The organism is Citrobacter sp. T1.2D-1, assembly GCF_950098555.1.
Lineage (GTDB): Bacteria > Pseudomonadota > Gammaproteobacteria > Enterobacterales > Enterobacteriaceae > Citrobacter_A > Citrobacter_A telavivensis.
Genome location: NZ_CATNHH010000009.1, coordinates 57,963 through 83,835 on the forward strand (window position 1 = coordinate 57,963; position 25,873 = coordinate 83,835).

The 25,873-nt window shown below is 54.6% G+C and carries 27 protein-coding genes and 3 pseudogenes; 9 read left to right on the forward strand and 21 right to left on the reverse strand.

Going from position 1 to position 25,873, the window contains the following annotated elements:
* Window positions 1-36 precede the first annotated feature (36 nt).
* The 15 genes and pseudogenes from QQZ17_RS10350 to QQZ17_RS10420 form a co-directional block, all read right to left on the reverse strand.
* Window positions 37-870, reverse strand: coding sequence for a DUF4942 domain-containing protein (locus tag QQZ17_RS10350; RefSeq protein WP_221929605.1), 834 nt, complete (start codon window positions 868-870; stop codon window positions 37-39).
* 78 nt (window positions 871-948) lie between these two features.
* Window positions 949-1,152: a DUF957 domain-containing protein gene (locus tag QQZ17_RS10355; protein ID WP_032669203.1), complete on the reverse strand. Its 204-nt coding sequence runs from the start codon at window positions 1,150-1,152 to the stop codon at window positions 949-951.
* 29 nt (window positions 1,153-1,181) lie between these two features.
* Window positions 1,182-1,673: a DUF5983 family protein gene (locus tag QQZ17_RS10360; protein ID WP_032672023.1), complete on the reverse strand. Its 492-nt coding sequence runs from the start codon at window positions 1,671-1,673 to the stop codon at window positions 1,182-1,184.
* On the reverse strand, window positions 1,670-2,047 hold the full coding sequence (locus QQZ17_RS10365; protein ID WP_032669201.1) for a TA system toxin CbtA family protein: 378 nt from the start codon (window positions 2,045-2,047) through the stop codon (window positions 1,670-1,672). Before QQZ17_RS10365 ends, QQZ17_RS10360 begins: the two co-directional genes overlap by 4 nt.
* Before the next feature lie 50 nt (window positions 2,048-2,097).
* Complete coding sequence (locus QQZ17_RS10370; RefSeq protein ID WP_023567998.1) at window positions 2,098-2,457, reverse strand: type IV toxin-antitoxin system YeeU family antitoxin; 360 nt, start codon at window positions 2,455-2,457, stop codon at window positions 2,098-2,100.
* 23 nt (window positions 2,458-2,480) lie between these two features.
* Window positions 2,481-2,702 (reverse strand): DUF987 domain-containing protein, encoded by a 222-nt coding sequence (locus QQZ17_RS10375; protein WP_023567997.1) that lies wholly within the window; start codon window positions 2,700-2,702, stop codon window positions 2,481-2,483.
* Between the two features lie 20 nt (window positions 2,703-2,722).
* On the reverse strand, window positions 2,723-3,202 hold the full coding sequence (gene radC / locus QQZ17_RS10380; RefSeq protein ID WP_032669200.1) for a RadC family protein: 480 nt from the start codon (window positions 3,200-3,202) through the stop codon (window positions 2,723-2,725).
* 11 nt (window positions 3,203-3,213) lie between these two features.
* Window positions 3,214-3,657 carry an antirestriction protein gene (locus QQZ17_RS10385; protein WP_032669199.1) on the reverse strand — a complete coding sequence of 148 codons (444 nt, stop codon included), beginning with the start codon at window positions 3,655-3,657 and terminating at the stop codon, window positions 3,214-3,216.
* Between the two features lie 30 nt (window positions 3,658-3,687).
* The gene (locus QQZ17_RS10390; protein ID WP_032669198.1) at window positions 3,688-4,509 is read right to left on the reverse strand and encodes a DUF932 domain-containing protein; all 822 of its coding nucleotides are present in this window, start codon (window positions 4,507-4,509) and stop codon (window positions 3,688-3,690) included.
* 98 nt (window positions 4,510-4,607) lie between these two features.
* Window positions 4,608-4,839 (reverse strand): annotated as a pseudogene (locus tag QQZ17_RS10395) (DUF905 domain-containing protein).
* 71 nt (window positions 4,840-4,910) lie between these two features.
* Window positions 4,911-5,360, reverse strand: a complete 450-nt coding sequence (locus QQZ17_RS10400; RefSeq protein ID WP_032669197.1) for an IrmA family protein — start codon at window positions 5,358-5,360, stop codon at window positions 4,911-4,913.
* Window positions 5,357-5,812, reverse strand: a complete 456-nt coding sequence (locus tag QQZ17_RS10405; RefSeq protein ID WP_000754598.1) for a YfjS/YafY family lipoprotein — start codon at window positions 5,810-5,812, stop codon at window positions 5,357-5,359. Before QQZ17_RS10405 ends, QQZ17_RS10400 begins: the two co-directional genes overlap by 4 nt.
* A gap of 38 nt (window positions 5,813-5,850) precedes the next feature.
* On the reverse strand, window positions 5,851-6,486 hold the full coding sequence (locus QQZ17_RS10410) for a hypothetical protein (RefSeq protein WP_020837117.1): 636 nt from the start codon (window positions 6,484-6,486) through the stop codon (window positions 5,851-5,853).
* Window positions 6,483-7,196, reverse strand: coding sequence for a WYL domain-containing protein (locus QQZ17_RS10415; protein WP_032669194.1), 714 nt, complete (start codon window positions 7,194-7,196; stop codon window positions 6,483-6,485). The genes QQZ17_RS10410 and QQZ17_RS10415 overlap by 4 nt, the downstream gene beginning before the upstream one ends.
* A gap of 260 nt (window positions 7,197-7,456) precedes the next feature.
* Entirely contained in the window at window positions 7,457-8,332 is an 876-nt protein-coding gene (locus QQZ17_RS10420) for a GTPase family protein (RefSeq protein WP_032669193.1), read from the reverse strand.
* Between the two features lie 330 nt (window positions 8,333-8,662).
* On the opposite strand from QQZ17_RS10420, the gene QQZ17_RS26410 reads away from it, so the two are divergent.
* The 6 genes and pseudogenes from QQZ17_RS26410 (at window position 8,663) to QQZ17_RS10445 (ending at window position 16,783) form a co-directional block, all read left to right on the forward strand.
* On the forward strand, window positions 8,663-8,995 hold the full coding sequence (locus QQZ17_RS26410; RefSeq protein WP_350309415.1) for a transposase: 333 nt from the start codon (window positions 8,663-8,665) through the stop codon (window positions 8,993-8,995).
* Window positions 8,992-9,228, forward strand: a pseudogene (tnpB, locus tag QQZ17_RS10425) (IS66 family insertion sequence element accessory protein TnpB); the annotation flags it as partial. The gene QQZ17_RS26410 and the pseudogene tnpB, both read left to right, overlap by 4 nt.
* Window positions 9,216-10,421: pseudogene (gene tnpC / locus QQZ17_RS10430) on the forward strand (IS66 family transposase); the annotation flags it as partial. The pseudogenes tnpB and tnpC, both read left to right, overlap by 13 nt.
* A gap of 368 nt (window positions 10,422-10,789) precedes the next feature.
* On the forward strand, window positions 10,790-13,552 hold the full coding sequence (locus QQZ17_RS10435; RefSeq protein WP_152406401.1) for a class I SAM-dependent DNA methyltransferase: 2,763 nt from the start codon (window positions 10,790-10,792) through the stop codon (window positions 13,550-13,552).
* Between the two features lie 14 nt (window positions 13,553-13,566).
* Entirely contained in the window at window positions 13,567-15,612 is a 2,046-nt protein-coding gene (locus tag QQZ17_RS10440; protein ID WP_032669192.1) for a DEAD/DEAH box helicase, read from the forward strand.
* The gene (locus QQZ17_RS10445) at window positions 15,605-16,783 is read left to right on the forward strand and encodes a GIY-YIG nuclease family protein (RefSeq protein WP_032669191.1); all 1,179 of its coding nucleotides are present in this window, start codon (window positions 15,605-15,607) and stop codon (window positions 16,781-16,783) included. Before QQZ17_RS10440 ends, QQZ17_RS10445 begins: the two co-directional genes overlap by 8 nt.
* Before the next feature lie 281 nt (window positions 16,784-17,064).
* Here the strand turns inward: QQZ17_RS10445 and QQZ17_RS10450 are convergent, their stop codons facing one another.
* Window positions 17,065-18,045: an IS5-like element IS5 family transposase gene (locus tag QQZ17_RS10450; protein WP_000019402.1), complete on the reverse strand. Its 981-nt coding sequence runs from the start codon at window positions 18,043-18,045 to the stop codon at window positions 17,065-17,067.
* A 112-nt stretch (window positions 18,046-18,157) separates the two neighbouring features.
* On the opposite strand from QQZ17_RS10450, the gene hdeB reads away from it, so the two are divergent.
* The gene (gene hdeB / locus QQZ17_RS10455; RefSeq protein ID WP_007372196.1) at window positions 18,158-18,409 is read left to right on the forward strand and encodes an acid-activated periplasmic chaperone HdeB; all 252 of its coding nucleotides are present in this window, start codon (window positions 18,158-18,160) and stop codon (window positions 18,407-18,409) included.
* Window positions 18,410-18,460: 51 nt separating this feature from the next.
* Here hdeB and QQZ17_RS10460 read toward each other — a convergent pair whose 3' ends face one another.
* The 5 genes from QQZ17_RS10460 to QQZ17_RS10480 are packed head-to-tail and all read right to left on the reverse strand — an operon-like array spanning window position 18,461 to window position 23,846.
* The gene (locus QQZ17_RS10460; RefSeq protein ID WP_032669189.1) at window positions 18,461-19,264 is read right to left on the reverse strand and encodes an MIP/aquaporin family protein; all 804 of its coding nucleotides are present in this window, start codon (window positions 19,262-19,264) and stop codon (window positions 18,461-18,463) included.
* A 53-nt stretch (window positions 19,265-19,317) separates the two neighbouring features.
* Window positions 19,318-21,141 (reverse strand): diol dehydratase reactivase subunit alpha, encoded by a 1,824-nt coding sequence (locus tag QQZ17_RS10465; protein WP_002917661.1) that lies wholly within the window; start codon window positions 21,139-21,141, stop codon window positions 19,318-19,320.
* 12 nt (window positions 21,142-21,153) lie between these two features.
* Window positions 21,154-21,579: a glycerol dehydratase small subunit DhaB3 gene (locus QQZ17_RS10470; protein ID WP_002917670.1), complete on the reverse strand. Its 426-nt coding sequence runs from the start codon at window positions 21,577-21,579 to the stop codon at window positions 21,154-21,156.
* Window positions 21,580-21,581: 2 nt separating this feature from the next.
* The gene (locus QQZ17_RS10475) at window positions 21,582-22,166 is read right to left on the reverse strand and encodes a propanediol/glycerol family dehydratase medium subunit (RefSeq protein ID WP_002917672.1); all 585 of its coding nucleotides are present in this window, start codon (window positions 22,164-22,166) and stop codon (window positions 21,582-21,584) included.
* 12 nt (window positions 22,167-22,178) lie between these two features.
* On the reverse strand, window positions 22,179-23,846 hold the full coding sequence (locus QQZ17_RS10480) for a propanediol/glycerol family dehydratase large subunit (RefSeq protein ID WP_002917676.1): 1,668 nt from the start codon (window positions 23,844-23,846) through the stop codon (window positions 22,179-22,181).
* Window positions 23,847-24,259: 413 nt separating this feature from the next.
* Here QQZ17_RS10480 and QQZ17_RS10485 point away from each other — a divergent pair, with 413 nt between their 5' ends.
* Together QQZ17_RS10485 and dhaT are read left to right on the forward strand one after the other, a co-directional pair.
* Window positions 24,260-24,688: a GlcG/HbpS family heme-binding protein gene (locus QQZ17_RS10485; RefSeq protein WP_014599267.1), complete on the forward strand. Its 429-nt coding sequence runs from the start codon at window positions 24,260-24,262 to the stop codon at window positions 24,686-24,688.
* Window positions 24,689-24,709: 21 nt separating this feature from the next.
* Entirely contained in the window at window positions 24,710-25,873 is a 1,164-nt protein-coding gene (gene dhaT / locus QQZ17_RS10490) for a 1,3-propanediol dehydrogenase (protein ID WP_004150927.1), read from the forward strand.

Here is a 25,873-nt window from a genome sequence, read left to right on the forward strand (position 1 = left end):
TAATGGGTCAGGTAAGGAATTGCCTCTCAGCGCTCTTCATCTCGCTGACAGCGCTCCCGGATAGTGCCGGGCAATGATGTCATTCAGTTTATCGAGCAGTTCAGGCCGCTTAAAGTTGATGTGCGCGGTTCCTTTCTGAAAATACTTGATTGCAAACATCTCATCCTCGTAACGATTACTGTGTCGGTTTGTATGAATATGATCACTAAGACGACGTGTGACGTCGGCGCGGTTGTCGGGAATGGGCTGACCATCAAGGAGCATCAGCATGCGCTCAAGGTCGGCTAACCGATCCCGTTGCCAGCCCCAGTTCAGCCCAAATCCCCATCTGTCACATTTGACTAGTCCCGTAACAATGATTTTTGTGCCAAATTTGCAGGGACTATTGGTCTTATAGTTCCAGGATAGCCCCTTAAATACATTGATTACTCCTCGCTCAAACACCTCACCTTTGCTCTGATGCAGTTGCTCAAATGTGCTCAGAATGTTGGCTTCGCTAACAGCCGGAATATCCTCCCCTTCAAGGTTTTTGTACCACTCATCACGGGCCTGAGCATCCATCAGGCTTAGCATCCCCGATTTCTTCATCAGGTCTTTCCAGATACCACGATCAATATTGTGGGTGATCGCCTTCATCGCGGTTTCAGGTTTCTCCATCAGCCAGCAGTCGTAACGGTATTGCCGCACTCCCCATTCATTCGATTTGCCCCCGCCAATACTGTCGGTTAGTGTAGAAATATCACTAAGCTGATGGATAAGGATTTCTGTCAGGCTCAACGCTGCATTACGTCCGGTAACAATGCGCTCAATGCTGGTGGAGCAAATAACATCAGTGTGATCGGTTAATACCTCAGGTTCAATTGTGCTCATATTCAGGGACTCCATAAATGCACAACACCAGCCGGTTTACGGGCTGGCGCATATGCAGGTAGTGTGTGAAATGGTGGGTTATTTCGTCTTTGCGTCTTGCAGAAGTTGAAGATGACGGAGGTCACTGACATCTTTAAGCGCCTTTTCAATCCATGGCAGCAGCGCTGTCGAATCCGTCCTGTCTTCGTCGTTGTCGAAGATAATCTCGCTGCCGCAATCGATGTTGTCCTGCAGCCAGCGAATCAAAATATCGAGAGCGGTTTCAGTGGTCAATTCCGGCATGTGAAAACCTTGCGGTGATTGAGGTGGGGTTACCAGTCGAAGGTGGCAAAGCCCGGCAGCACTTCGCCAAAGGCATCCAGATGAACAATGCCAACGGCGTAGCGACGGATAAGCGTCACCACTAACCGGCGGCATGCTTTCGACAGGCCGAGACGTTTGAGATGCAAGACCGGAAACGACCATGCGCCAAGGTAGAGCAGATAACCCGAGCCGGTATAGCTAATCCATTCCGACTCGCCAAAGTCTTCATGCTGGTGTGCAAGGGTAAACAGCAGAGCATTGTCTTCCGCCGTGATATGCGCGGTGCTGCACTGGATGCCATTAACGCGCGCGAGGGGTGGCAGCGGATCTTCAACAACCAGCTTTCTGGGCTCGTCAGCAACACGCAGGGAATACCCGTTATCACAGACCACATCAATCAGCGCAGCTAGTTCAATGCCATCAATATCCACGGCGATCCGGCCCGCATTCAGAGCCAGTACGTTGAGGGTATCGGCTTCTACCGTCAGGGACAGCTTCATGGCTGCACCTCCCGGTATTTACCGGTGGTGATGTCGGTCACCGTTCTGTAATCGTTTCGGGTCATCAGTCCGGTGGCTTTGCGGGCGCGGAGAATATCGATACTGCTGAGAAGAGGCGACTGTGTTTCTGCGTTAAAACCGCGACGGTCGGTTCGTACCAGATCGTATTTCTCCACGATAAAATTCACCGCGTCGCACAGTGAGATACCGGCGTCGATATGCTCCTGAATCACGCCATCGTTGCCGAACGGAGTGTCGTTGAGTGTCAGACCGTAGTGACGATCCAACAGGTGGCTCAGAAGCCGTTGCCAGATCTCCACCGGTGACGGGCGTGGTGTAGCCTCCTGAGTTGAGGATAGTGGTTGGGTTTGCATAGTGGGATCTCTTTGTTGATGGGTAAAACGAGGGTAAGTAGTAAGAAGCTTTATGCGGTTGCCGCTGGTGTCGGATAAATCGCCAGGTATACGTAACCATGCGAGCCGAGGGAGTCGGCCTCGCAGGTCAGCCCTTTTGCATAGAGCGTGACACAGTGCTGATGGCAGGGATTGAGTTCACCGCTGGTGAGCATCAGTTCAAGCTGTTTGAGCAGCAGTGGAAATGCCTGGTCGAGATACCGTAAATCAGCGTCGCTGAACTGTCCGGTGATGTTGGCCCGGTCAGCGAGATAATGCAGACGGTTGCCCGCCTGTACCAGCCGTGCGCCAAAACAGGGCGTGATACTGCGTTTAAGCCCCCACCAGGGTTCAGTGATATCGTGGTTTACTGTCGGTATTTCATTCGACAATTTTAGCCTTCCTTAAACGTGTGTTAATTCAGCGTGACGCTGCGTAATACGACATAGGGGCCGTTGCGGCTCTGACGGCGTTCAGCGAAGACCGCGAGCACACCGCTGATATCCTGAACCTCCTGTCCGGCGTAGTGGCAGATGCTGCCAGACCATTTGTATTTACCCGTGCAGAAGGGAAACAACCGGGACTGCGGATACTGGCGGTATATCGCCATCGCCTGACGTTTACTGATAATTTTCATTGGGTTATTCTCCTGTTGTGCTACAGCCAGCCACGATCTGCAAACGAGGTGATCTCCATGCCGCCGACCACCAGGTGGTCCAGCAGGCGGATATCAACCAGGTCCAGCGCCTGCTGAATACGCGTAGTGACCTGACGGTCTGCCTTGCTGGGTTCAGCCTCCCCGGAGGGATGGCTATGGGCGACAATAACAGCGGCGCAGTTATGCTTCAGACCGGCCTTCACCACTTCGCGGGGATGGACCTGCGTATGGTTGATGGTGCCGGTAAATAGCGTTTCGTGGGCTATCAGGCGATGCTGGTTATCGAGAAAGAGCGCGGTAAACTCTTCCCGCTCCAGTGACGCGAGCTGCAGGCGCAGCCAGTCGCGGACGGCATGGCTGGAAGTAAATGATGCGCCGGTTTCACGTAGCTGGCACTCCAGCAGAGATAAGGCTTTCCAGACTGTCTGCTGGTCGGCAAGGGCTAATTCACGGGCAAACAACGGTAACTGTTGCTCCATAGCGGCTGACCTCAGTCGATGATGTGCATGATGGCGTTGCATTCCGCGTGGTTGAGCGCGAAGTCCCGCAGGCGGTAGTAGTGCTCCGTCATGGCGTCGCATTCGGTACGGCAGGCATGGTGGCTGTAAGCCATCAGACAGACCGCAATCCCTGCAGCTTCGGCACTCATGTCACCGCCGTTGCCGTTCATCGTGTTAAACAGCGACCAGAGTTCATCGTTCTCCACTTCCGGGGCCATAAACGCGCCGCCGTTGCTCAGCGTGTAAAAATTCCAGATGCCGCCGCTGTAGTCCGTGCAGAAGCGGTCCATCCACGCGAAAACGGTGGGTTCAAGGATTATCCACTGCGGTATGCTGCCGAAGTACTGCGACCAGAAGCCGATGCGTAACTCGTCAGGGACCACCGAGGCAGTAATTGCGGTATGCTCCGCAAACTGATGATTTTGTGTATTCATTAAACTATCTCCTTATGCCGGAACTGTTGTTTAACGCCCGAAAAAATCGAGCATGTTTTCTGCCATAACCCACAGGGCGCGATTAAGCTTCACATCGCCATCAATACCGGTAACAGCACGGGTGCGGCTGCTTTTCCCCTGAGCGGTTCGCCCCGACAATCCACCTTTCATCAGGTTCTCCTGCACGCGCTGGTATACGGTCCACAGGTCATCGCTGTAGTCCTCCCGGCGACGTGGGGTCAGCAACTGCGATACCGTGACCGGCTGGTGCTCCTCACCAAATCGATACTTCAGTGCGGCATTTGCCAGCGCGTGACGGGCCGGGGCTGGTAACGCCAGAGACTGCATTGCATCACGCTTCTCCTCCACCCGGTCAAACACACCGAGCACTTCGTAAGCCCCTTCAATCACCTTCTCAACAACATTCCCTTTATGCGGTACCCGCACTTCTCCGAATGACTGACCGCAGACCAGGCCATTGGTACAGACGCCGCGAAATAACCCCGGCAGCATCTGGTAGCTTGATGAGCCGTCATGGCTGTTAAGTAGAATGATTTCCGGCACCTGATGGCCGGTAAGTTGACCGGCACGACGCAGGCGAAGCATGTGTTTGGTGTGCTCCCTCTTGCTCTGGTCGCGAACCTTTGTCTGGCAGGCAAAGAACGGCTCAAAGCCTTCACGCTGCAGGCTTTCGAGGATGGTGATGGTCGGGATGTAGGTATAACGGTCTGAACGAGATTCATGCTTGTCACTCCCGAACACGCTGGGAACATGACTCATCAGCTCTTCGTGGGTCAGAGGCCGGTCACGACGTATCTGGTTTATACGGCCAAAGCGGCTGGCTAATCGCATGGGTAACTCCTTATGCAGTGGGTAAAAAGACAAAAGGCCACACTTCCCGAAGGAGGTGTGGCCTGACTTTGTTTATATCGATGATGTGCTGGTGGTGGTTATGCAGGAAATTTGCGGATGCCATCACGAGTGATATACCGGTTCAGCCAGTAACCGGCATCCGACTCAAAGTTCCAGGCTCGCCAGACCATGCGACACTCATGACGGATAACCAGACGGAAATGTGTCCCCTTGCTAATCCTCTATAGCAACACTGGTATATTGAGACGCAACCACCTCTGCCTGCTGACGCGTAAATGGCCCCTCAGGTAATTCAGTAAGTTCAGTCATACTGGCTCCTTAAAACAAAAAGCCCCTGTGGCATAAGCGACAGGGGCTGAAACGGACGAGTAATGATGGCATCAGGATGTCTTACCTCCGGCAACCGACACCGGTAGTGGGTGATAATACTGCGGATCAAACACTGACAGCGGCAGGTCAGTCTGGTAACCATCAGAGGCTTCCGTTGCCTTCATGATTTCGACGGAACTGACGTTTTCCACGCATTCGTTCTCCAGCGAGGCTTCCTGAGAGCGAGTGGCATCGCTGTCGCCAAATGCAGCCACTGCCATATTCCCCATCGCCAGCGTGTTCCCCCCTTTATCTTTCAGACGCAGGGAAAGTGTCAAAGGCCCGAATCCTTCACCACTTCCGCCGTTGTCCAGGCGAAACTGCCAGACGCAGACATTGCCTGGCACCCAGACCATGTCTGTGTTGCGGATACTGATGTAACGCTGTTCTTCGGCCTGAGCCGGTGACAGCAGACAAAGACTCAGAGCGAAAACTGAGATAACGCCTTTCAGCTTCTTCATGGATTTTTCTCCTGATTCTCCGGCAGATAGAGTTTTCCCATTTCCTTGCCATCGTGCGAATACACCACCGATTTTTCACCCGTATAGCTGTCGGTTTCAATCCTGAAACTCAGGGTGATATTGTCCGCAAGGCACAGGGCTGCCATCAGTGGTTGTACTGTTTTCTGCTGCATGTCAGCAATGTAGTAATAATTGCCTGACTCACAGCCTTCCGGTGACTGGCGGGTTTTCATCACCGTATATTGCGGTGTACCAAAGGCATCCTTCTTTACCCATTCCCGGGCAATATCGGATTTATGCGAGACAACCTTGCTGAACGGTGGTGGAGTCAGGTCCTTAAACCTGGCTATCGCTTTCACGCCAGCATCTTCCTTGCTGTCACAACCGGAAACACTGATAGCACTGATAACGGCCAGAACAGTGACAACAATACGCGGGTATGTTTTTTTCATGACGTTGATCCCTTGCTGATAATATCGTTTTGACTGCGTCAGCAGTTACCGGTACGACGGCATAGCTCAGCAAGACTCTGCTGTGCCACCCACTGTTGCAGTTCCCTGTCTTTTTCAGTACGCCGGGCTGCAAGCGCTGCCTGCTGCCGTTTGTTAACACAATTGTCCTTTACCATCATCATGACTTCCGGCGTGAACTGTTTTTTGAGTTCAGCCGCTTTTTCATCAACATTTTCAACGGCGGGATACTGGTAGAGCAGCTTGTCTTCAACGGCTGTCCAGTAGTTAGCCATCCGGTCATCAACGACAGCGAAATAACAGCCCTGACCTTCATTATTGCCCTGATAAATAATCCGGAGATGTAGCGGATATTCGTCACGGGGTTTTATATCAATGTATCTGACCGTCAGGGATTTTTTGTCTGCCAGATAAAGCGAGCCTCCATCTCTGCTGCGAAGAAAAAAGTGATTCGTCCAGGGATAATTGTCGAGTACAACCGCCTGATAGAGTGCGTTATGCATATGGTTATCATCGTATCCATCAGCGGATGTCCAGCCATCTGCCTGCATGTACTGCCAGGCCTTAACTGAACCCACGATATTTTCTGCGATGGCCGGGGTCACAGAGGTAATGCAGAGGCTGGCGGCCAGCGCCGCCGAGGTGAGTAATTTCATGCCTGTTCCTTATGGGTAAGCTGCCCGTAACTGCCGTCAGCGAGTAGTGAATGAAAAACATGAAAATGAGGTAACGCCTGTAAAAAATCCGGGTGTGACAGAATGCGGGTGAAATGTCCGTCTGGTGTGAAGGTTTCCGCGTGAAACGTCACGGAGTGAACTGTGTGCAGTGCAAAAACGGTTATCCGGGCAAGGTGTTCCCCCACCAGAAACCACTCACCGCCGCTGAAAATCAGCCGGTAGGGGGCAAGGTTGTCGCAACGGCATCCGTCAGCCAGCAGGGTTATCCTCCGCTGCTCTGATACTGCCCTGACCAGTCGCGTGAAGATGCCTGGCCGGGAAGACGGTACGGATGCCCCCTGATGCCAGATAAGGCATGGCGAGGAGTCCTTGCTACTCAGCAATGAACTGACCAGATGGTGATCCATATCAGGAAACAACGCGCCAGTGCCTGACTGACGGGCAAACTGCATTGCGGCCTCCTCCTGAATCTCCTGACGGCCTCCGGTCAGCAGACGGCAGCAGCCATCCTGATATTCGAGGTCGAGATAAATCAGACGCTCGCGGAAATCACGATGTAGGGTACGCTCCGAGACGCCAAACTCCGCCGCCAGTTTGCGCATATTCAGCGTTTCCCCCGCAAGCAGACGGCTGATAATCAGCGACAGCCGGACAGACAGGCGGTCATAACGACGCTCAGCCTGAGACATGTATTATCTCCGTGTCGGGTAAGTAGTTAATTAAGAAGGTATTACTGTAAAGGATGAGACTGACAGGTTGTGTCCGTTATACGTAGCGAAACGCCTGGCGCGAAAAGGCCGTATGGATGCCCTGTCGGCAGCAGTAACGTGCTTATGACTGGTGGTATCTTTTGCTGGTGCAGACAGGTTATGTCTGCCACATAAAAATCATCTACCGGGTGGTGAATAAACAGAGTAATCCACCACTAACCTGATAACCTTTTACTCATTCAGAAGAAAATCCAGTCCCAGACCGCGCGGGCCACCGACACCACAGTATCACGCACGGTACGAATCACAGTCTTCAACGGCGCAGGCAGAAACGATGATGATTCTGCCGTATCAAACACCCGGCCCACGGCCTCACCGAAGCCATCACGGGCCTGCGACTTTACCGGCTCCGTGCAGAGCCTCCCGTGCAGCTGTGTCGCCACCGGGCTGGTGGCGCGGTCCGGCAGACAGCGCATCATGGTCGCCACCATCTCTTCAGTACCCCAGCCGCTACAGGCAGATACCACACAGACCGGATGATGCGGTTTAAACATCGCGCTAATGGCAGCCTGCTTTTCCTGAAGGTTAGTCCATTGCTGTGCAGAAGGCGTGCTGGTGCGAGCCTCCCATTCATGGCAGGGTTCTATTTTGTCGGCCTGATTCAGCACGAACAGCACCTGCTGCTGGTAAGGTTGCATCACCCCGTGCCAGAAATGTTCATCCACCGACAGCGCCCGGTCGTCGGCTTTAATGACCCACAGCACCAGGTCCAGTTCCGGCAGCATACGCCGGTACAAGGCACGGTATTCATGGTCCCGTTGCCCGTTTTCTCCCACACCCGGTAAATCAACAATCACCAGACTGTGACGACCACTGCGCAGCCGGAAGCGCAGTATGTCGCGGGTGCAGGCGTTCACATCACTGACGGCGGAGACTTTCCCCCGAAAGAGTTCGTTACAGAGCGACGACTTACCGGCACCACTCTTGCCCATGATGCCAATCACCGGCTCGTAGTGGGTCAGATTCTGAATACGTTCAAGAATAAGCTGGCGAAGCGTATCGGGAAGCGACGCCAGCGGTTTTTCCAGGGCCTGAAGGCCATCAGTTTTATTCATACAGGGTTCTCAGCGTGAAAAACAAAAATTCCCGCGCTCCGGTCAGGGAGGCGGGGGATTCACGGAGATAATATCTATCTGAATTTATTTAGAATATAAGCAGGCTCATGTAACTGTAGCAGTGTCAACTTTACATCACAGCTCATGTTGGCTGGTGGTATTTTGCCAATAATAGACATTTACGCTTGGGTTTAGAGTAAGCGTTGTCTCAAAAACGTCTGGCTCTGAAACCACTATCCTGTAACTTAAGCCCCCGCTTAATTTGCAGGTGGACACCTAATGCGCGCCAAAGAAAGACTTCCCCGAAAACGATATTCCCCTGAGTTTAAAATGGAACTGGTCAGGCTGGCACTTGAAAAAGAAGGAAGTGTTGCTGCGCTGGCCCGACAACATGATGTCAATGACAACCTGCTCTTTAAATGGATAAGGCTCTGGCAACGTGAAGGGCGGGTCTGCCACCCACGGAAAAACGCATCGTCGCTTCCTGCTCTCATACCCGTGCAATTTCGGGCAGAGCCATCTCCCCCAACGCCCGAACCGCCATCCTGTTCACCTCAGACTGCCTGTCACATAAAATGTCGGGGCGGAGATATAACACTGACTCATCCCTCAACTGAACTCATCACCACTGTCCTGCGCGAACTGATGCGAGGGACTGTATGATAAATCTTCCTGCAGGCACTAAAATCTGGCTGGTTGCCGGTATCACCGACATGCGCAACGGCTTCAACGGGCTGGCGGCAAAAGTGCAGACGGCACTGAAAGACGACCCGATGTCCGGCCAAGTCTTCATCTTCTGGGGCTGCAGTGGCAGTCAGGTAAAATTGCTGTGGTCTACCGGCGACAGGCTGTGTCTGCTGACCAAACGGCTGGAGCGTGGTCGCTTCGCCAGACCCGCACCCGTAAACCGTTCCCCGAATCACTCCCTCGTGACGAAAAACGGCTGTTGTCGGCGGCATCATGCTGCCCGGACTGTGGCGATTCACTGCGCTGGCTGGGTGAAGATACTGCTGAACAGCTGGAGCTGATGCGCAGCGCCTTCCGTGTTATCCGGACCGTGCGGGAAAAACACGCCTGTACAAAATGCGACGCTATCGTGCAGGCCCCCGCGCCTTCACGTCCCATCGAGCGGGGTATCGCCGGAGCGGGGCTGCTGGCCCGGGTACTGGGCTCAAAGTATGCAGAGCATACCCCGCTGTACCGCCAGTCTGAAATATATAGCCGCCAGGGTGTGGAACTGAGCCGCTCCCTCCTGTCGGGCTGGGTGGATGCATGCTGCAGGCTGCTGTCACCGCTGGAGGAGGCGCTTCGGGGCTATGTCCTGAGCGACGGCAAACTCCATGTCGATGATACCCCGGTCCAGATGCTGCTGTCGGGCAATAAGAAGACGAAGTCCGGGCGATTGTGGAAGTACGTTCGTGATGACCGCAACGCCGGGTCAGCAGTCGCACCGGCGGTGTGGTTCGCTTACAGCCCGGACAGAAAAGCCATCCACCCGCAGACCCATCTTGCCGGCTTCAGGGGAGTGCTGCAGGCGGATGCGTATGCAGGATTCAACGAGTTGTACCGCGGTGGCCAGATAACGGAAGCCGCCTGCTGGGCTCACGCCCGCCGTAAAATCCACGATGTGTACGCCCGCACGCCGTCGGCGCTGACGGAGGATGCCCTGAAGCGTATCGGCGGGTTGTATGCCATCGGGGCGGAAATAAGGGGAATGCCGGCGGAGCAACGTCTTGCTGAACGTCAGCAGAAAGCGAAACCGCTGCTGAAATCCCTGGAAAGCTGGCTGCGTGAAAAGATGAACACCCTGTCACGACACTCAGAGCTGGCGAAAGCGTTCGCGTACGCCCTTAACCAGTGGCCGGCCCTGACGCACTATGCAGGCAATGGCTGGACAGAAGCCGATAACAACATCGCTGAAAAGGCGCTGCGGATGGTCAGTTTGGGGAGAAAAAACTGGCTGTTCTTCGGCTCAGACCACGGAGGTGAGCGTGTAGCGCTGATGTACAGTCTGATCGGGACGTGCAAACTAAACGGCGTGGATCCAGAAAGCTACCTTCGTCATGTGCTTGACGTCATAGCTGACTGAACAGTCAACCGGGTCAGGGTCAGCGGGGAAAACCATATTCGGTGCAACCTTAATACGTTTTAAGAAAACCATAAATAAGAACGGAAGTTACTCACATGCGAGCGTCTCATATACCATGAATTTAGCAGTCTTTAATTGGCTGAAAATATGTATATTTTATCGAAAATATCTCAATGCTAAAATTCTCGCCATAAATACATAATAGGGCTTTCTGAAACGTGGATCTGAGACTGAATCAGCTACAGCGCTGGGTTCTATTCTGTTAAACTTACGGTCAAAAATTTCCAAGAAAACCTAGGATATGACATGAGTTCACTGCACACCAGTAGCAGCAGGGCGGTCACATGCCAATGGAGAACTGTAAGCAAATGAACGCCGTAGAAATTGAACAAGCCATCACGGATCTTGCAGAGCAACCCTTTGATCCCATAGAGTTTCCTTATGCTTTCCTTGAAGCCTTTGGTAACAAGGAAACGACTATCAAACGCTTGCGAGCCGGAGCATCGAATAAGTCCGATTTGGGCGGCGTTCTTCAGACCAATAACATTCACATTTTGGCTAGTGAAGAAGGGCAAGTAACACAAATGCTTGCTTCACTCAAGGCCAGCCCGGCAACAGGCAAGGCCAAGGCCAAATTCATCCTCGCCACAGATGGAAAAGACTTCGAAGCTGAAGACCTCATCAGCGGCCAGACTGTCGCTTGTGCCTTTAAAGACTTTCCCGATCACTTCGGTTTCTTTTTGCCACTGGCAGGTATCAGCACTGTTCGGCAGATCAGCGAAGACGCCTTTGACATCCGGGCTACAAGCCGCCTGAACCGCCTTTACGTTGAACTGCTGAAAGACAACCCTGAATGGGGTACTGCGGAGCGTCGTCATGACATGAATAAGTTCATGGCGCGTCTAATATTCTGTTTTTTTGCTGAAGATACTGACATATTCATAGGCAAGGGGCGCTTTACTGACACCATTGCACAGATGAGTGAGCGCGATGCTTCTAATATGCACGAGGTCATCGGCACGCTCTTTCGTGCTATGAACACTCCAGACTATGAGCGTGCCGCAGTAGGTATTCCGCGCTGGGCTGCAGAATTTCCATATGTTAACGGCGCTTTGTTCTCAGGTACGGAAGAGGTGCCGCGCTTCAGCCGTATCGCGCGCTCCTACCTGCTTCACGTTGGCAATCTGGACTGGACCAGAATAAATCCGGACATATTCGGCTCGATGATTCAAGCAATTGCCGAAGATGAAGAGCGCGGTGAATTAGGGATGCACTACACTAGTGTTCCCAACATCCTGAAGGTACTGAACCCACTATTCCTCGACGAACTGCGTTCAAAGCTGGAAGATGCGGGCGAAAATCCACGCGCTTTGCTCAATTTGCGCAAGCGTATCGCCCGTATACGCATTTTTGATCCAGCCTGTGGTTCGGGCAACTTTTTGGTCATTGCTTATAAAGAAATGCGTGCCATTGAAGCTGAGATTAACTGGAGGCGAGGCGAACCTGATCGCCCATCTGATATTCCGGTCACAAATTTTCGTGGCATTGAGCTGCGCGACTTCCCGGCAGAGCTCGCCCGCCTTGCGTTGATTATCGCAGAATACCAGTGTGATGTACTCTATCGTGGGCAGAAGTTGGCCTTGGCCGAATTCTTGCCACTACGCAGCGAGAATTGGATCACTTGTGGAAATGCGCTGCGGATCGATTGGTATAGCTTAATGGATGTGAGTGGCTCAGGAGTTAAGGTGGTTTCAGACGATATCCTGCAAACTCCACTTGATCAAGCTGAAATCGAGTTTGAACATGAAGGCAGCGAAACATATATCTGTGGAAACCCTCCTTATAAAGGAACCAAAAATCAATCCGCTGAACAGAAGGCAGATCTATTGTTTGTCTTTTCTAAATATCCTAGAACTTTCAAAGTGCTCGACTACGTGAGCGCATGGTTCGTGAAAACTGCGGAGTACCTCTCCCATGTAAATGGAGCAGCCGCTTTCGTCAGTACAAACTCGATTTGTCAAGGGAACCAAGTTCCTGTGCTGTGGCCACTGATAATGGGACTAGGTGTCAGGATCTCGTTCGCGTACACATCTTTCAAATGGTCTAACCTTGCAACCCACAATGCTGGTGTAACAGTCGTTGTAATTGGGTTGACGCGTAGTTTTGGAACGAAGTGTAGATTATTTGAGCATCAAGGTGAGGGAATAGTCGAGAGAGAGGTAGATAATATCAATGCCTACTTGGTTCCAAATGCAGACATCTTTATAAACAAGAAATCTGATCCTCCTCCTGGCTGCGCCCCGATGGTACTTGGTAATCAGCCATACGAAGGCGGTCATCTAATTTTCGATAGTAAGGGGATTGAAGCCCTTTGCATCCCAAAGGATGTTCGAGAGACGATCACGCGCAAAATCTTAGGTTCGAGCGAGGTAATTAACGGTAGCGAGAGATACTGTCTCTGGATTGAGAATGAGAATTTTGCGCTGGCCACATCGTTTCCAGCAGTCTCAGCGCAGATCAATAAAGTCAAAGAATGGCGCTTAAAGAGCGAGCGGCAGGCAACGCGTTCTATGGCCACTCGACCGCATCAGTTTTGTGAGATGAAGTGTGGAAATCAGTCGGTAATAATTGTTCCAATCCGGAGTTCTGAGAATCGGGAATACCTTCCCGTGGCTCTATTCGATGAGCGGACTACAGTAAATAACCTTGCTTATTCGATCTATGATGGATCTTTGTTTAATTTGGCACTAATAGCATCAAGATTGCATCTAATCTGGATTAGCACCGTCTGTGGAAAGCTAGAAACACGATTTAGTTACTCAAACAAAATGGGTTGGAACACTTTTCCGGTGCCAATGCTTACAGATAAGAATAAGGAAGACTTAACACGCTGTGCCGAGGACATTTTGCTGGCGCGAGAACATCATTTCCCAGCAACAATTGCAGAGCTGTATGACCCCGAAAATATGCCCGCTGATCTACGTGCCGCGCATGCTCGCAACGACGAAGTGCTTGAACGCATCTACATCGGCCGTCGCTTTAAGAATGATACCGAGAGGCTTGAGAAGCTGTTCGACCTCTATATCAAGACGGCCACCTCGGCTGTACCGGCTAAGGGAAAAAAGAGTTAAGAAGGAGCCAACATATGAGCGTCAAGATCAATTCAGTACCATCCGTTTCCGTTACTTATGCACGCAACGGAGCATCGACCAAGGCTAATGCCCTTGGGATGCGCCCTATGCAAGAACGGGCCTATGAGAAGCGCGGAGAACAATATCTTCTCATAAAGTCGCCGCCCGCCTCTGGCAAGAGTCGTGCGCTGATGTTCGTCGCACTCGATAAACTCGCAAACCAGGGGATCAAACAGGCAATCATTGTCGTGCCGGAAAAATCTATTGGCGCGAGCTTCAACGATGAACCACTATCGCAGTTTGGATTCTGGGCTGATTGGCATGTCGAACCTAAGTGGAACCTATGCAACGCGCCCGGTAACGACAACGGTGGCAAGGTAAGAGCTTTCGGCTCTTTTCTTGAAAGTAGCGACAAGGTGCTTGTTTGCACACACGCAACCTTTCGCTTCGCGGTCGATGCCTACGGCGTAGAAGCGTTTGACGATCGCCTGATCGCCGTCGATGAATTCCACCATGTGTCAGCTAACCCGGATAACAAGCTTGGTCAGCATCTGGGGCAGTTCATCGCGCGTGACAAGACACACATCGTTGCCATGACCGGCTCCTACTTCCGGGGTGATGCGGAGGCCGTTTTGGCTCCTCAGGATGAGTCCAGGTTCGATACCGTCACCTATACCTACTACGAACAACTCAACGGTTACGAATACCTCAAGCAACTTGACATCGGCTACTTCTTCTACAGTGGCTCCTACGTCGATGACATCCTTAATGTCCTCGATCCTGACAAGAAGACCATTATCCATATACCCAACGTCAATTCGCGCGAGAGCACGAAGGATAAAATTAAGGAAGTGGAACATATTCTTGGCGCGCTTGGCGATTGGCAAGGTGCGGATCCTGCGACAGGTTTCCAGTTAGTCAAATGCCGCGATGGCCGAATGTTGCGTATCGCTGATCTGGTGGACCCAACTAGCCAAGGCAAGATTCAGGAAAGCCTTCGAGCTGTAGAAATGAAGACAGACCGTGATTATGTGGACATCATTATTGCACTTGGTATGGCGAAGGAAGGTTTCGACTGGATCTGGTGCGAACATGCGCTGACTGTGGGCTACCGTGCTAGCCTGACTGAGATCGTGCAGATTATCGGTCGCGCCACTCGTGACGCTCCGGGTAAAACCCGCGCGAGATTTACTAACTTGATCGCCGAGCCGGACGCTGTAGAGGGCGCAGTTACTGAGGCAGTCAACGATACCTTGAAAGCTATCGCGGCGAGCTTGTTGATGGAGCAGGTACTGGCTCCGCGCTTCGAGTTTAAGCCCAAGAATCCAGAAAGCGGCCCGACTCCAGGCTTTGATTATGGTGATGGAGGATATGACCCGGATAGCTGCAATTTTGGTGTTAATGAGCAGACAGGGACGTATCAAATCGAGATTAAGGGACTTGCCGAGCCCAAGAGCAAAGAAGCGGCACGCATCTGCCAGGAAGATTTAAACGAAGTGATCGCGGCCTTTGTGCAGGATAAGCCCGCCATCGAACGAGGTCTGTTCGATGAAGAGCTGATCCCTGAAGAGTTAACACAGGTTCGTATGGGTAAGATCATCAAAGAAAAGTATCCTGAACTTGATGCTGAAGATCAGGAGGCTGTACGTCAGCATGCTATCGCCGCCCTTAACCTCACGCAGCAGGCCAAGCGTATTGTCAACGGCGAGAACGATGGGACGCTCAATACTGCCCTTATTGACGGAGTGCGTCGCTTTGCGATGGACGTACGCGATTTAGACATAGACCTTATCGACCGCATCAATCCCTTTGGTGAAGCCTACGCCATACTTGCTAAGACAATGAGCGAAGATAGCTTGAAGCAGGTCGCGGCGGCCATCTCGGCCAAGCGTACCTCGATCACGCCTGAAGATGCCAAAGTGATCGCCAAGCGTGCTGCTGAATTTAAACGTGAACGTGGGCGACTCCCATCGTTAACTTCGGCGGATGCCTGGGAAAAGCACCTTGCAGAAGGTGCAGCCGCGTTTATGCGTTTTAGGGCGGAGGGACGTTATGAGTAATTCTGATTTAGACGATTTGGCGGCAGAACTTGCTGAATTTGCACCACCGGAGAAGAAAAAAGGACGTCCAGCCAGCGAGGAACGCATCATCGCAGGTTTTGAGGAAATCCAGCGCTTCGCTGACCAACATGGACGTGCGCCGCAACACGGCGAAGAGCGTGAGATCTTTGAGCGCCTCTATGCAGTGCGGCTCGACCGGCTACGCAGTCTCCCAGACTGCCGTGCCTTGCTAGAGCCGCTGGATTATCAGGGCTTGTTGGCCGGAGGGGGGGATGGAGCGGAGTCAGCGGACGAATTTATCGATATCGATAATTTGGCTGCCGAACTGGCGGATGTTACCAGCGAGGACGATATCACAGTCTTGCGTCATGTTCGTGCTAGCGCCGAAAAGCGTGCTGTACAAGGGATCGCGGATCGCAAGCCGTGCGAGGATTTTGATACATTCAAACCGCTATTTGAACAGGTGCGCAGTGATCTAAGTTCAGGGTTAAGAGTGACCCGACCTTTTGGACAGTATGCAACGATTGAAGTGGGCCATTGGTTCATCCTGGATGGTCAAACGGCTTATGTGGCTGAGGAAGGTGAAGAGTTCGATTCGCCACAGGGGAAGAAAGATGCTCGGCTGCGTGTCATTTACTCGAATGGTACGGAAAGCAACCTACTTCGGCTGTCACTGGTTCGTGCTTTGTATAAAGACGAAACAGCACGCCGAATTACCGATCCAGACATGGGGCCTTTATTCAGCGATGCTCTAGAAGAGAGCGATCTAGAAAGTGGCACCATTTATGTGTTGCGTTCGCTATCTGATAACCCTTATGTAGCTGAACATCGTGATGTCATTCACAAGATTGGAGTTACTGGCGGCAAAGTTGAGGCGCGTATTGCCAATGCGGAACACGATTCCACCTATCTGTTAGCGAAGGTCGAGGTGGTAGCTTCATACAAGCTTGCAGGCATCAACCGCACCCGGATGGAAAACCTGTTTCACAGGTTGTTTGCACCCGCAAGGCTTAACATTACCATTAACGACCGTTTCGGCCATCCAGTACAGCCCGAGGAATGGTTTCTCGTTCCGTTATTCGTTATCGATGAGGCTGTTGCACGTATTAAGGATGGTAGCATCATTGGGTATGTTTATGACCCCATGTCTGCGAAACTGGTGAAGGCATAGTGAAGTGACACACTGAATTTGGCCACCTGTTCTGAGGTGATATACTCACCTCAGAACAGCACAGGAAAAAAGATACTGATTTGAATGTGCCTATACTTTGCGATGTGAGGATCAATGAATAGTAACCTGACCAAGGGAAGGTGCGAATAAGCGGGGAAATTCTTCTCGGCTGACTCAGTCATTTCATTTCTTCATGTTTGAGCCGATTTTTTCTCCCGTAAATGCCTTGAATCAGCCTATTTAGACCGTTTCTTCGCCATTTAAGGCGTTATCCCCAGTTTTTAGTGAGATCTCTCCCACTGACGTATCATTTGGTCCGCCCGAAACAGGTTGGCCAGCGTGAATAACATCGCCAGTTGGTTATCGTTTTTCAGCAACCCCTTGTATCTGGCTTTCACGAAGCCGAACTGTCGCTTGATGATGCGAAACGGGTGCTCCACCTTGGCCCGGATGCTGGCTTTCATGTATTCGATGTTGATGGCCGTTTTGTTCTTGCGTGGATGCTGTTTCAAGGTTCTTACCTTGCCGGGGCGCTCGGCGATCAGCCAGTCCACATCCACCTCGGCCAGCTCCTCGCGCTGTGGCGCCCCTTGGTAGCCGGCATCGGCTGAGACAAATTGCTCCTCTCCATGCAGCAGATTACCCAGCTGATTGAGGTCATGCTCGTTGGCCGCGGTGGTGACTAGGCTGTGGGTCAGGCCACTCTTGGCATCGACACCAATGTGGGCCTTCATGCCAAAGTGCCACTGATTGCCTTTCTTGGTCTGATGCATCTCCGGATCGCGTTGCTGCTCTTTGTTCTTGGTCGAGCTGGGTGCCTCAATGATGGTGGCATCGACCAAGGTGCCTTGAGTCATCATGACGCCTGCTTCGGCCAGCCAGCGATTGATGGTCTTGAACAATTGGCGGGCCAGTTGATGCTGCTCCAGCAGGTGGCGGAAATTCATGATGGTGGTGCGGTCAGGCAAGGCGCTATCCAGGGATAATCGGGCAAACAGGCGCATGGAGGCGATTTCGTACAGGGCATCTTCCATGGCACCGTCGCTCAGGTTGTACCAATGCTGCATGCAGTGAATACGCAGCATGGTCTCCAGCGGATAGGGCCGTCGGCCATTGCCCGCCTTGGGATAAAACGGCTCGATGACTTCCACCATATTCTGCCATGGCAAAATCTGCTCCATGCGGGAGAGGAAAATCTCTTTTCGGGTCTGACGGCGCTTACTGCTGAATTCACTGTCGGCGAAGGTAAGTTGATGACTCATGATGAACCCTGTTCCATGGCTCCAGATGACAAACATGATCTCATATCAGGGACTTGTTCGCACCTTCCCTAAAGCACTCGTATTGACCGTGGCGGCTACCACATTCTGTCTGATGACCAGCCCGGCGTTCGCGGTTGAGGAAACCACGCCGCAGAATATGACCTGTCAGGAATTTATGGATATGAACCCAAAAAGCATGACCCCGGTGGCCTTCTGGGTAGTGAATCGCAACACCGACTTTAGCGGCGGCGACTATGTTGACTGGCATGAAGTCGAGACCGTTTCGGTACCGAAAATGCTGCAGGAGTGCCACAAGAACCCCGCCGCTAAACTTGGCGATCTCAGCGCGGTCATCAAAAAATAACCCCCCCGGCATCAGGCCGGGGAAACCCGCCGCGCTGCGGCGGGTCCCGCTTTACTCATCGATACCGCATTCGCACGGCAGAAGGCGGCCGATAAGCTTGCGATACAAAAACGCCCCGATAATCGCCCCCACCACCGGCGCCAGCAGCGGCACCAGAAAGTAAGGGATCGCCAGCCCACCGGTAAAGGCGATCGAGCCCCACCCGGCCAGACTGGTAAACAGTTTTGGGCCGAAGTCGCGCGCCGGATTCAGCGCAAAGCCGGTTAGCGGCCCCATCGACGCGCCGATCACGGCGATCAGCAAGCCAATCAGCAACGGCGCCAGCGGCCCGCGCGGAATTCCGTTGCCGTCGTCGGTCAGGGCCATGATCATCGCCATCAGGATTGCCGTGATGGTGGTCTCAACGGCAAACGCTTGTATAAAAGTGATATGTGGATGCGGGTACGTGGAAAAGACCCCGGCCAGGTTAAGGCTGGCGGCAGTGCCGCGCACGATATGCTGACTCTGTTCAAGATCGAGAAACAGCTGGCGATAGAGCCCATACACCAGCGCGGCGGCGCAGAAGGCCCCGGCCGTCTGGGCAACAATAAACGGCAGCACCTTGCGGCGTTCAAAACAGGCGAACAGCCACAGGGCAATGGTCACCGCCGGATTAAGGTGCGCGCCGGAGACACCGGCCGTCAGGTAGATGGCCATGGCGACGCCAAGGCCCCAGATAATACTGATCTCCCACTGACCAAAGCTGGCCCCGGCGACCCGCAGCGCAGCGACGCAGCCCGCGCCGAAGAAAATGAGCAATCCGGTGCCAAGAAACTCGGCCACGCACTGCCCGGTTAAGGTAGAAGTCTGGTTCATTATCGGCATCCTGAAATAGCACGTTAAAGAGAGAGGCTGGCGCGAGCGCCCGTTTAATTCGCCTGACCGGCCAGTAGCAGCCCGGTGGCGACCGCATTGCGCGGCCCTTCTGTTCCCCGAATATTGCCCTGCCCGGCGACTACGCCATAGTGCGACAAGGCTTCCGTGATAAGCTGCGGGATCTCAAAGTCCAGCGATGAGCCGCCCACCAGCACCACAAAGGCGATATCGCGAATGGAACCGCCGGGTGAGACCTGGCGCAGCGCGCGCAGGCAGTTGGTGACAAACACTTTCTCTTTCGCCTGCCGGCGCACGAGACGAATTTTTTCCAGCGGGCTGGCGTTATCGATCGGCACCAGTTCGCCCTCCTTGATGTACACCACTTTGGCGAACACCGCCGGGCTGAGGGCTTCCCGAAAGAACTCCACCGCGCCATTCTCGTGACGAATACTGAACAGGCTTTCCACTTTGGCCAGCGGGTATTTTTTTATCGCTTCCGCCAGCGAAAGATCCTCGAGGCCCAGCTCGGTTTTAATCAACAGGCTGACCATATTCCCCGCCCCGGCGAGATGGACCGCCGTTATCTGCCCCTCCGCGTTGACGATCGCCGCATCCGTCGAGCCGGCGCCGAGATCGAGGATCGCCAGCGGCGCCGCACAGCCGGGAGTGGTTAACGCCCCGGCGATGGCCATGTTGGCCTCCACGCCGCCCACCACCACCTCGGTCTGCAGTCGGGCGCTCAGTTCGCGGGCGATAACCTGCATTTGCAGACGGTCCGCTTTCACCATCGCCGCCATCCCGACGGCATTTTCCATGGCGCACTCGCCGGCCATCCCGCCCTGCACCTTGCGCGGAATAAACGTATCCACCGCCAGCAGATCCTGGATGTATATCGCGCTCATCTCATGGCCGGTCAGGGACGCCATTACCTTGCGCACCCGCTCAAGCATGCCGCCGGCGTGAGTGCCCGGTTCGCCGCGGATGTCGCGTACCGGAGCACAGGCGCTCATCGCCTGCATGATGGCTTCCGCGCCCTCGGCGACATCGGCCTCTCCGCGGCGCTTTTCGCCGCTAATGTAGAGGTTGCCCGCCGGGATCACCCGCGACTGCACGTCCCCCTGCGGGGTCTTGAGCACCACCGCTGAACGGTTGCCAATCAGGGCGCGGGCGATGGGGACGATGGCCTGGGTCTCTTCCGGGCTTAGCCCGAAGAAGGTGGCGATCCCGTAGGGATTCGACAGGATCCGCACCACCTGGCCCGGCGCGGCCACTTCCACCGCCGCCATCACCCCCTCGGGGACCTGCTCCAGGAGCGTCACTTCATCTACCACCGGCAGGGTTTTACGCAGGCGGTTGTTCACCAGCACGCCGTCGTCCTTTTTGAGGATCGCCGCCACCACGTTGATCCCCCGGTCGAGCGCCTCATTGAGCCACCACACGGCGTCAAGGAAATCGACGGCGTCGTCAATCAGTACGATCCACCCCTCGGCATACTGCGCCGCCGGCAGCGTCGCCAGCCGCCCGAGGGCGATAGTCGTCCCCACGCCAACGCCCACCCCGCCCGGCGTCTGCGGGTTATGACCGATCATGGTCGATTCGGTGATAATGGTCTCGGTGATGGTCTCCATCGCCACATCGCCAATCACCGGCGCGGCTTCGTTAAGATAGATGCGAGAGACATCGCTCATCGACCACGGTGTTTTCGCCAGGGCCTGCTCCAGCGCGGCGAGGGTCCCGGCGATATTGTCCCGCGTCCCTTTCATGCCCGTCGTCGCGACGATCCCGCTGGCAACAAACGCCCTCGCCTGCGGGTCGTCGGACGCCAGCGCCACCTCGGTGGTGGCGTTGCCGATATCAATCCCGGCTATTAACGGCATGCTGACCTCCGCTTAGCTTCCTTTACGCAGCTTATGCCGCTGCTGATACACTTCCGCCGACTCCCGGACAAAGGCGGCATTCACTGTCGCATGCCAGGTGTGCTCCAGCTCGTCGGCGATCGCCAGCAGCTCCGCCTGCGAGGAGCGGAACGGGCGCAGCGCGTTATAGATAGCCAGAATGCGCTCGTCAGGAATGGCGATAAGCTCCGCCGCGCGGCGGAAATTGCGCGCCACCGCATGGCGCTGCATCTGCTCAGCAATCTGCGCCTGGTACTCAAGGGTCTGGCGGGAGATCCGCACATCCTGCGGGCCCACCTCGCCAGAGAGCACCTTCTCGAGGGTAATATCGGTCAATGGTTTGCCGGTAGGCGTCAGGATATGCTCCGGGCAGCGGGTGGCTAACGGATAATCCTGCACGCGCATGGTTTTCTCGCTCATGGTCACTCCCTTACTAAGTCGACGTGCAGGGTGACGGGCTCGGCGTCCTGCACCACATGTTTGGTCTCTTTGATATGAAATAGCGCGGCTTTGGCCATAAATTTCGGCCGCACCATCTGATCGTTCACCACCGGCACCGGCGAAGGTGACTCTTTGCGCGCATAGCGCGCGGCGTTTTTGCCAATCTGCCGGTAGGTTTCCAGCGTCAGCAGCGGCGCCTGGGAGAACAGCTCCAGGTTGCTGAGCGGCAGCAGATCGCGCTGATGGATGACCGTGGTCCCCTTCGACTGGATACCGATGCCGATCCCCGAGCCGCTCAGGTTGGCAGCATCCCAGGCCATAAAGGAGACGTCGGACGTGCGCAGAATGCGCACCACCCGGGCGTGAAGCCCCTCTTCTTCCACCCCGGCAATCAGCTCTTTGAGGATCGCGCCATGGGGCATATCGATCAGAGTGTGATGCTGGTGTTTATCGAAGGCAGGGCCGACGCCGATCACCACTTCATCGGCGCGTTCATCGGCAGAAGCTACCCCGCCCTCGCGGGTTTTCAGGGTAAAAGAGGGCTGAATTTGGGTTGTCTGTTGCACAGGAATACCGCCTTATTCAATGGTGTCGGGCTGAACCACGCCCGGAATATTTTTGATCTCCGCCCAGCGTTCGGCAGAGATGCGATAGCCGGTGCCCGGCCCCTGATAGTCATTGATGTCGTTGACCGCACTCACCACCTCGAACTGCCGATCGAGAATGGCCGAGGTCTGCAGGTAATCGCCGGTGACCCGCTGGCGCAGCATATTGAGAATATTGCTGGCGATATCCTCAAAGCCGCTGCGGCTCAGCGCGCCGACAATATCGAGGCCGGTGATGTTGCGCTTCATCATCTCTTCCACCGCACTCAGATCCTCCACCACGTTACGCGGCGGCATCTCGTTGCTACCGTGCGCGTAGGTGGCGGCCTCTACCTCCTCGTCGGCGATTGGCGGCAGCCCCAGCTCGCGGAAAACCGCCTGGATCGCCCGCGCCGCTTTCTGGCGAATGGCAATGGTTTCCGCCTCGGTCACCGGACGCAGGCCGCCGTCAACCATCAGGTCACGCTGCAGGATGTTGTAATCATCAAAATCTTCCGCATCGAAGTTCGAGCCGGCGAACATGTTGTCGTAGTTCGGCACCGCGCTGTAGCCGGAGAAAATAAAGTCGGTGCCCGGCAGCATCTGCATCAGGGTGCGCGCGGTGCGGCGAATATCCGAGTGGGAGAAAGTCTGGTCGTTAGCGGACGCCACTTCGAGGTCGAGCATAGAGGCGATCAGGTTTTCCGCCAGCACCGCCCGAATGCCCGACGGCACAGCGCCGGTCATGCCGATACAGCTCACCGCGCCGTTTTGCAGCCCCTGAACCCCGGCGCCTTTGGTAATGAAGATGCAGCGCGATTCGAGGTAGAGCATCGACTTGCTCTCCGAATAGCCCATCAGCGCTTCGGATCCGGTGCCGGAGGTGTAGCGCATTTTCAACCCGCGGGAGGCGTAGGCCGAGGCGAGGAACGCCTTTGACCACGGAGTATCATCGCCGTCGGTAAATACCGCTTCAGTGCCGTAGACCGACACCGTCTCGGCGTAGCTGGTTAAGCCACGCATGCCCAGCTCCAGCTCGGTGGCCTCTTCCACCGAGCACTGCGTCAACACGCCGGGGCGGCCGCACTGCGAGCCGACCAACAGCGCCAGGGCGTTAAACGGCGCATAGCGCGCGATACCGACCGTGGTCTCCTGTTCTGAGAAGCCGCGGATCCCGGCCTCGGCGGCGTCAGCGGCAATCTGCACCGGATTATCTTTGAGATTGGTGACGTGGCACTGGTTGGAGGGGGTCCGGCGGGCACGCATCTTCTGCAGCGCCATCATCATCTCCACCACGTTCATCTGCGCCATCACCTCGACCGCTTTGGCCGGCGTGATGGCGGTAGTGATGGCAATGATCTCCTCCCGGCTGACGTGAATATCCACCAGCATGCGGGCTATTTCCACCGCCTCCAGGCGCATTGCCTGCTCTGTGCGCTCAACGTTGATCGCGTAATCGGCGATAAACCGGTCGATCATGTCAAACTGGTCCCGGCGTTTGCCGTCCAGCTCGACGATCAGACCGTTGTCCACTTTTACTGAAGAGACCGGGTCAAAGGGGCTGTCCATGGCGATCAGCCCCTCTTCAGGCCACTCGCCAATCAGCCCGTCCTGATTGACGGGGCGCTGGGCCAGTACTGCAAATCGTTTTGATCTTTTCATTGTTCATCGGCTCAAAAGGTGAAATCCGCAGACGGTAGCGAATACGCCGGGCCAGCGTCGTTGCCGCCCGGCCATTACCGGCAATAGCGGAACTTTAAATGAGCCAGTGGTGAAAAAAATAAATTTAATTTCGTTTCAATTTGGCACACGAAATCTACCGACAGTTTCACTATGAAACTTTACTCCGGCGGCAAAAATAAAAAATGTGATCGCCCGCAATGATATAAATCAATTAATAAAAAACGCCCTTAATTACGTTTTGCCGACGCTATTTTAACCCTATTGACTAAATCATGGCGGGCGACAAAATAACGCTGACAAAAATAAAGCAAGCCAACCGAATGGTAATAGTTTTTTACTATCGCCCCCTACTGACTATTCGCGCCAGCGTTATCCTGGTGCGGGAGAGAATGATGAACAAGAGCCAACAAGTTCAGACAATCACCCTGGCCGCCGCCCAGCAAATGGCGGCGGCGGTGGAAAAAAAAGCCACTGAGATCAACGTGGCGGTGGTGTTTTCCGTAGTTGACCGCGGAGGCAACACGCTGCTTATCCAGCGGATGGACGAGGCCTTCGTCTCCAGCTGCGATATTTCCCTGAATAAAGCCTGGAGCGCCTGCAGCCTGAAGCAAGGTACCCATGAAATTACGCCAGCGGTCCAGCCAGGACAATCTCTGTACGGTCTGCAGCTTACCAACCAACAGCGAATTATTATTTTTGGCGGCGGCCTGCCAGTTATTTTTAATGAGCAGGTAATTGGCGCCGTCGGCGTTAGCGGCGGTACGGTCGAGCAGGATCAATTATTAGCCCAGTGCGCCCTGGATTGTTTTTCCGCATTATAACCTGAAGCGAGAAGGTATATTATGAGCTATCGTATGTTTGATTATCTGGTGCCAAACGTTAACTTTTTTGGCCCCAACGCCATTTCCGTAGTCGGCGAACGCTGCCAGCTGCTGGGGGGGAAAAAAGCCCTGCTGGTCACCGACAAAGGCCTGCGGGCAATTAAAGATGGAGCGGTGGACAAAACCCTGCATTATCTGCGGGAGGCCGGGATCGAGGTGGCGATCTTTGACGGCGTCGAGCCGAACCCGAAAGACACCAACGTGCGCGACGGCCTCGCCGTGTTTCGCCGCGAACAGTGCGACATCATCGTCACCGTGGGCGGCGGCAGCCCGCACGATTGCGGCAAAGGCATCGGCATCGCCGCCACCCATGAGGGCGATCTGTACCAGTATGCCGGAATCGAGACCCTGACCAACCCGCTGCCACCTATCGTCGCGGTCAATACCACCGCCGGCACCGCCAGCGAGGTCACCCGCCACTGCGTCCTGACCAACACCGAAACCAAAGTGAAGTTTGTGATCGTCAGCTGGCGCAACCTGCCGTCGGTCTCTATCAACGATCCGCTGCTGATGATCGGTAAACCGGCCGCCCTGACCGCGGCGACTGGGATGGATGCCCTGACCCACGCCGTAGAGGCCTATATCTCCAAAGACGCTAACCCGGTGACGGACGCCGCCGCCATGCAGGCGATCCGCCTCATCGCCCGCAACCTGCGCCAGGCCGTGGCCCTCGGCAGCAATCTGCAGGCGCGGGAAAACATGGCCTATGCTTCTCTGCTGGCCGGGATGGCTTTCAATAACGCCAACCTCGGCTACGTGCACGCCATGGCGCACCAGCTGGGCGGCCTGTACGACATGCCGCACGGCGTGGCCAACGCTGTCCTGCTGCCGCATGTGGCCCGCTACAACCTGATCGCCAACCCGGAGAAATTCGCCGATATCGCTGAACTGATGGGCGAAAATATCACCGGACTGTCCACTCTCGACGCGGCGGAAAAAGCCATCGCCGCTATCACGCGTCTGTCGATGGATATCGGTATTCCGCAGCATCTGCGCGATCTGGGAGTAAAAGAGGCCGACTTCCCCTACATGGCGGAGATGGCTCTGAAAGACGGCAATGCGTTCTCGAACCCGCGTAAAGGCAACGAGCAGGAGATTGCCGCGATTTTCCGCCAGGCATTCTGA

Excerpts from the sequence above, each read along its gene's own strand:
- QQZ17_RS10350 (WP_221929605.1), bottom strand. The coding sequence starts at position 870 with ATGAGCACAATTGAACCTGAGGTATTAACCGATCACACTGATGTTATT.
- QQZ17_RS10355 (WP_032669203.1), bottom strand. The coding sequence starts at position 1,152 with ATGCCGGAATTGACCACTGAAACCGCTCTCGATATTTTGATTCGCTGG.
- QQZ17_RS10360 (WP_032672023.1), bottom strand. The coding sequence starts at position 1,673 with ATGAAGCTGTCCCTGACGGTAGAAGCCGATACCCTCAACGTACTGGCT.
- QQZ17_RS10365 (WP_032669201.1), bottom strand. The coding sequence starts at position 2,047 with ATGCAAACCCAACCACTATCCTCAACTCAGGAGGCTACACCACGCCCG.
- QQZ17_RS10375 (WP_023567997.1), bottom strand. The coding sequence starts at position 2,702 with ATGAAAATTATCAGTAAACGTCAGGCGATGGCGATATACCGCCAGTAT.
- radC (WP_032669200.1), bottom strand. The coding sequence starts at position 3,202 with ATGGAGCAACAGTTACCGTTGTTTGCCCGTGAATTAGCCCTTGCCGAC.
- QQZ17_RS10385 (WP_032669199.1), bottom strand. The coding sequence starts at position 3,657 with ATGAATACACAAAATCATCAGTTTGCGGAGCATACCGCAATTACTGCC.
- QQZ17_RS10390 (WP_032669198.1), bottom strand. The coding sequence starts at position 4,509 with ATGCGATTAGCCAGCCGCTTTGGCCGTATAAACCAGATACGTCGTGAC.
- QQZ17_RS10400 (WP_032669197.1), bottom strand. The coding sequence starts at position 5,360 with ATGAAGAAGCTGAAAGGCGTTATCTCAGTTTTCGCTCTGAGTCTTTGT.
- QQZ17_RS10405 (WP_000754598.1), bottom strand. The coding sequence starts at position 5,812 with ATGAAAAAAACATACCCGCGTATTGTTGTCACTGTTCTGGCCGTTATC.
- QQZ17_RS10410 (WP_020837117.1), bottom strand. The coding sequence starts at position 6,486 with ATGAAATTACTCACCTCGGCGGCGCTGGCCGCCAGCCTCTGCATTACC.
- QQZ17_RS10415 (WP_032669194.1), bottom strand. The coding sequence starts at position 7,196 with ATGTCTCAGGCTGAGCGTCGTTATGACCGCCTGTCTGTCCGGCTGTCG.
- QQZ17_RS10420 (WP_032669193.1), bottom strand. The coding sequence starts at position 8,332 with ATGAATAAAACTGATGGCCTTCAGGCCCTGGAAAAACCGCTGGCGTCG.
- QQZ17_RS26410 (WP_350309415.1), top strand. The coding sequence starts at position 8,663 with ATGGAACTGGTCAGGCTGGCACTTGAAAAAGAAGGAAGTGTTGCTGCG.
- QQZ17_RS10435 (WP_152406401.1), top strand. The coding sequence starts at position 10,790 with ATGAACGCCGTAGAAATTGAACAAGCCATCACGGATCTTGCAGAGCAA.
- QQZ17_RS10440 (WP_032669192.1), top strand. The coding sequence starts at position 13,567 with ATGAGCGTCAAGATCAATTCAGTACCATCCGTTTCCGTTACTTATGCA.
- QQZ17_RS10445 (WP_032669191.1), top strand. The coding sequence starts at position 15,605 with ATGAGTAATTCTGATTTAGACGATTTGGCGGCAGAACTTGCTGAATTT.
- QQZ17_RS10450 (WP_000019402.1), bottom strand. The coding sequence starts at position 18,045 with ATGAGTCATCAACTTACCTTCGCCGACAGTGAATTCAGCAGTAAGCGC.
- hdeB (WP_007372196.1), top strand. The coding sequence starts at position 18,158 with ATGACCAGCCCGGCGTTCGCGGTTGAGGAAACCACGCCGCAGAATATG.
- QQZ17_RS10460 (WP_032669189.1), bottom strand. The coding sequence starts at position 19,264 with ATGAACCAGACTTCTACCTTAACCGGGCAGTGCGTGGCCGAGTTTCTT.
- QQZ17_RS10465 (WP_002917661.1), bottom strand. The coding sequence starts at position 21,141 with ATGCCGTTAATAGCCGGGATTGATATCGGCAACGCCACCACCGAGGTG.
- QQZ17_RS10470 (WP_002917670.1), bottom strand. The coding sequence starts at position 21,579 with ATGAGCGAGAAAACCATGCGCGTGCAGGATTATCCGTTAGCCACCCGC.
- QQZ17_RS10480 (WP_002917676.1), bottom strand. The coding sequence starts at position 23,846 with ATGAAAAGATCAAAACGATTTGCAGTACTGGCCCAGCGCCCCGTCAAT.
- QQZ17_RS10485 (WP_014599267.1), top strand. The coding sequence starts at position 24,260 with ATGAACAAGAGCCAACAAGTTCAGACAATCACCCTGGCCGCCGCCCAG.
- dhaT (WP_004150927.1), top strand. The coding sequence starts at position 24,710 with ATGAGCTATCGTATGTTTGATTATCTGGTGCCAAACGTTAACTTTTTT.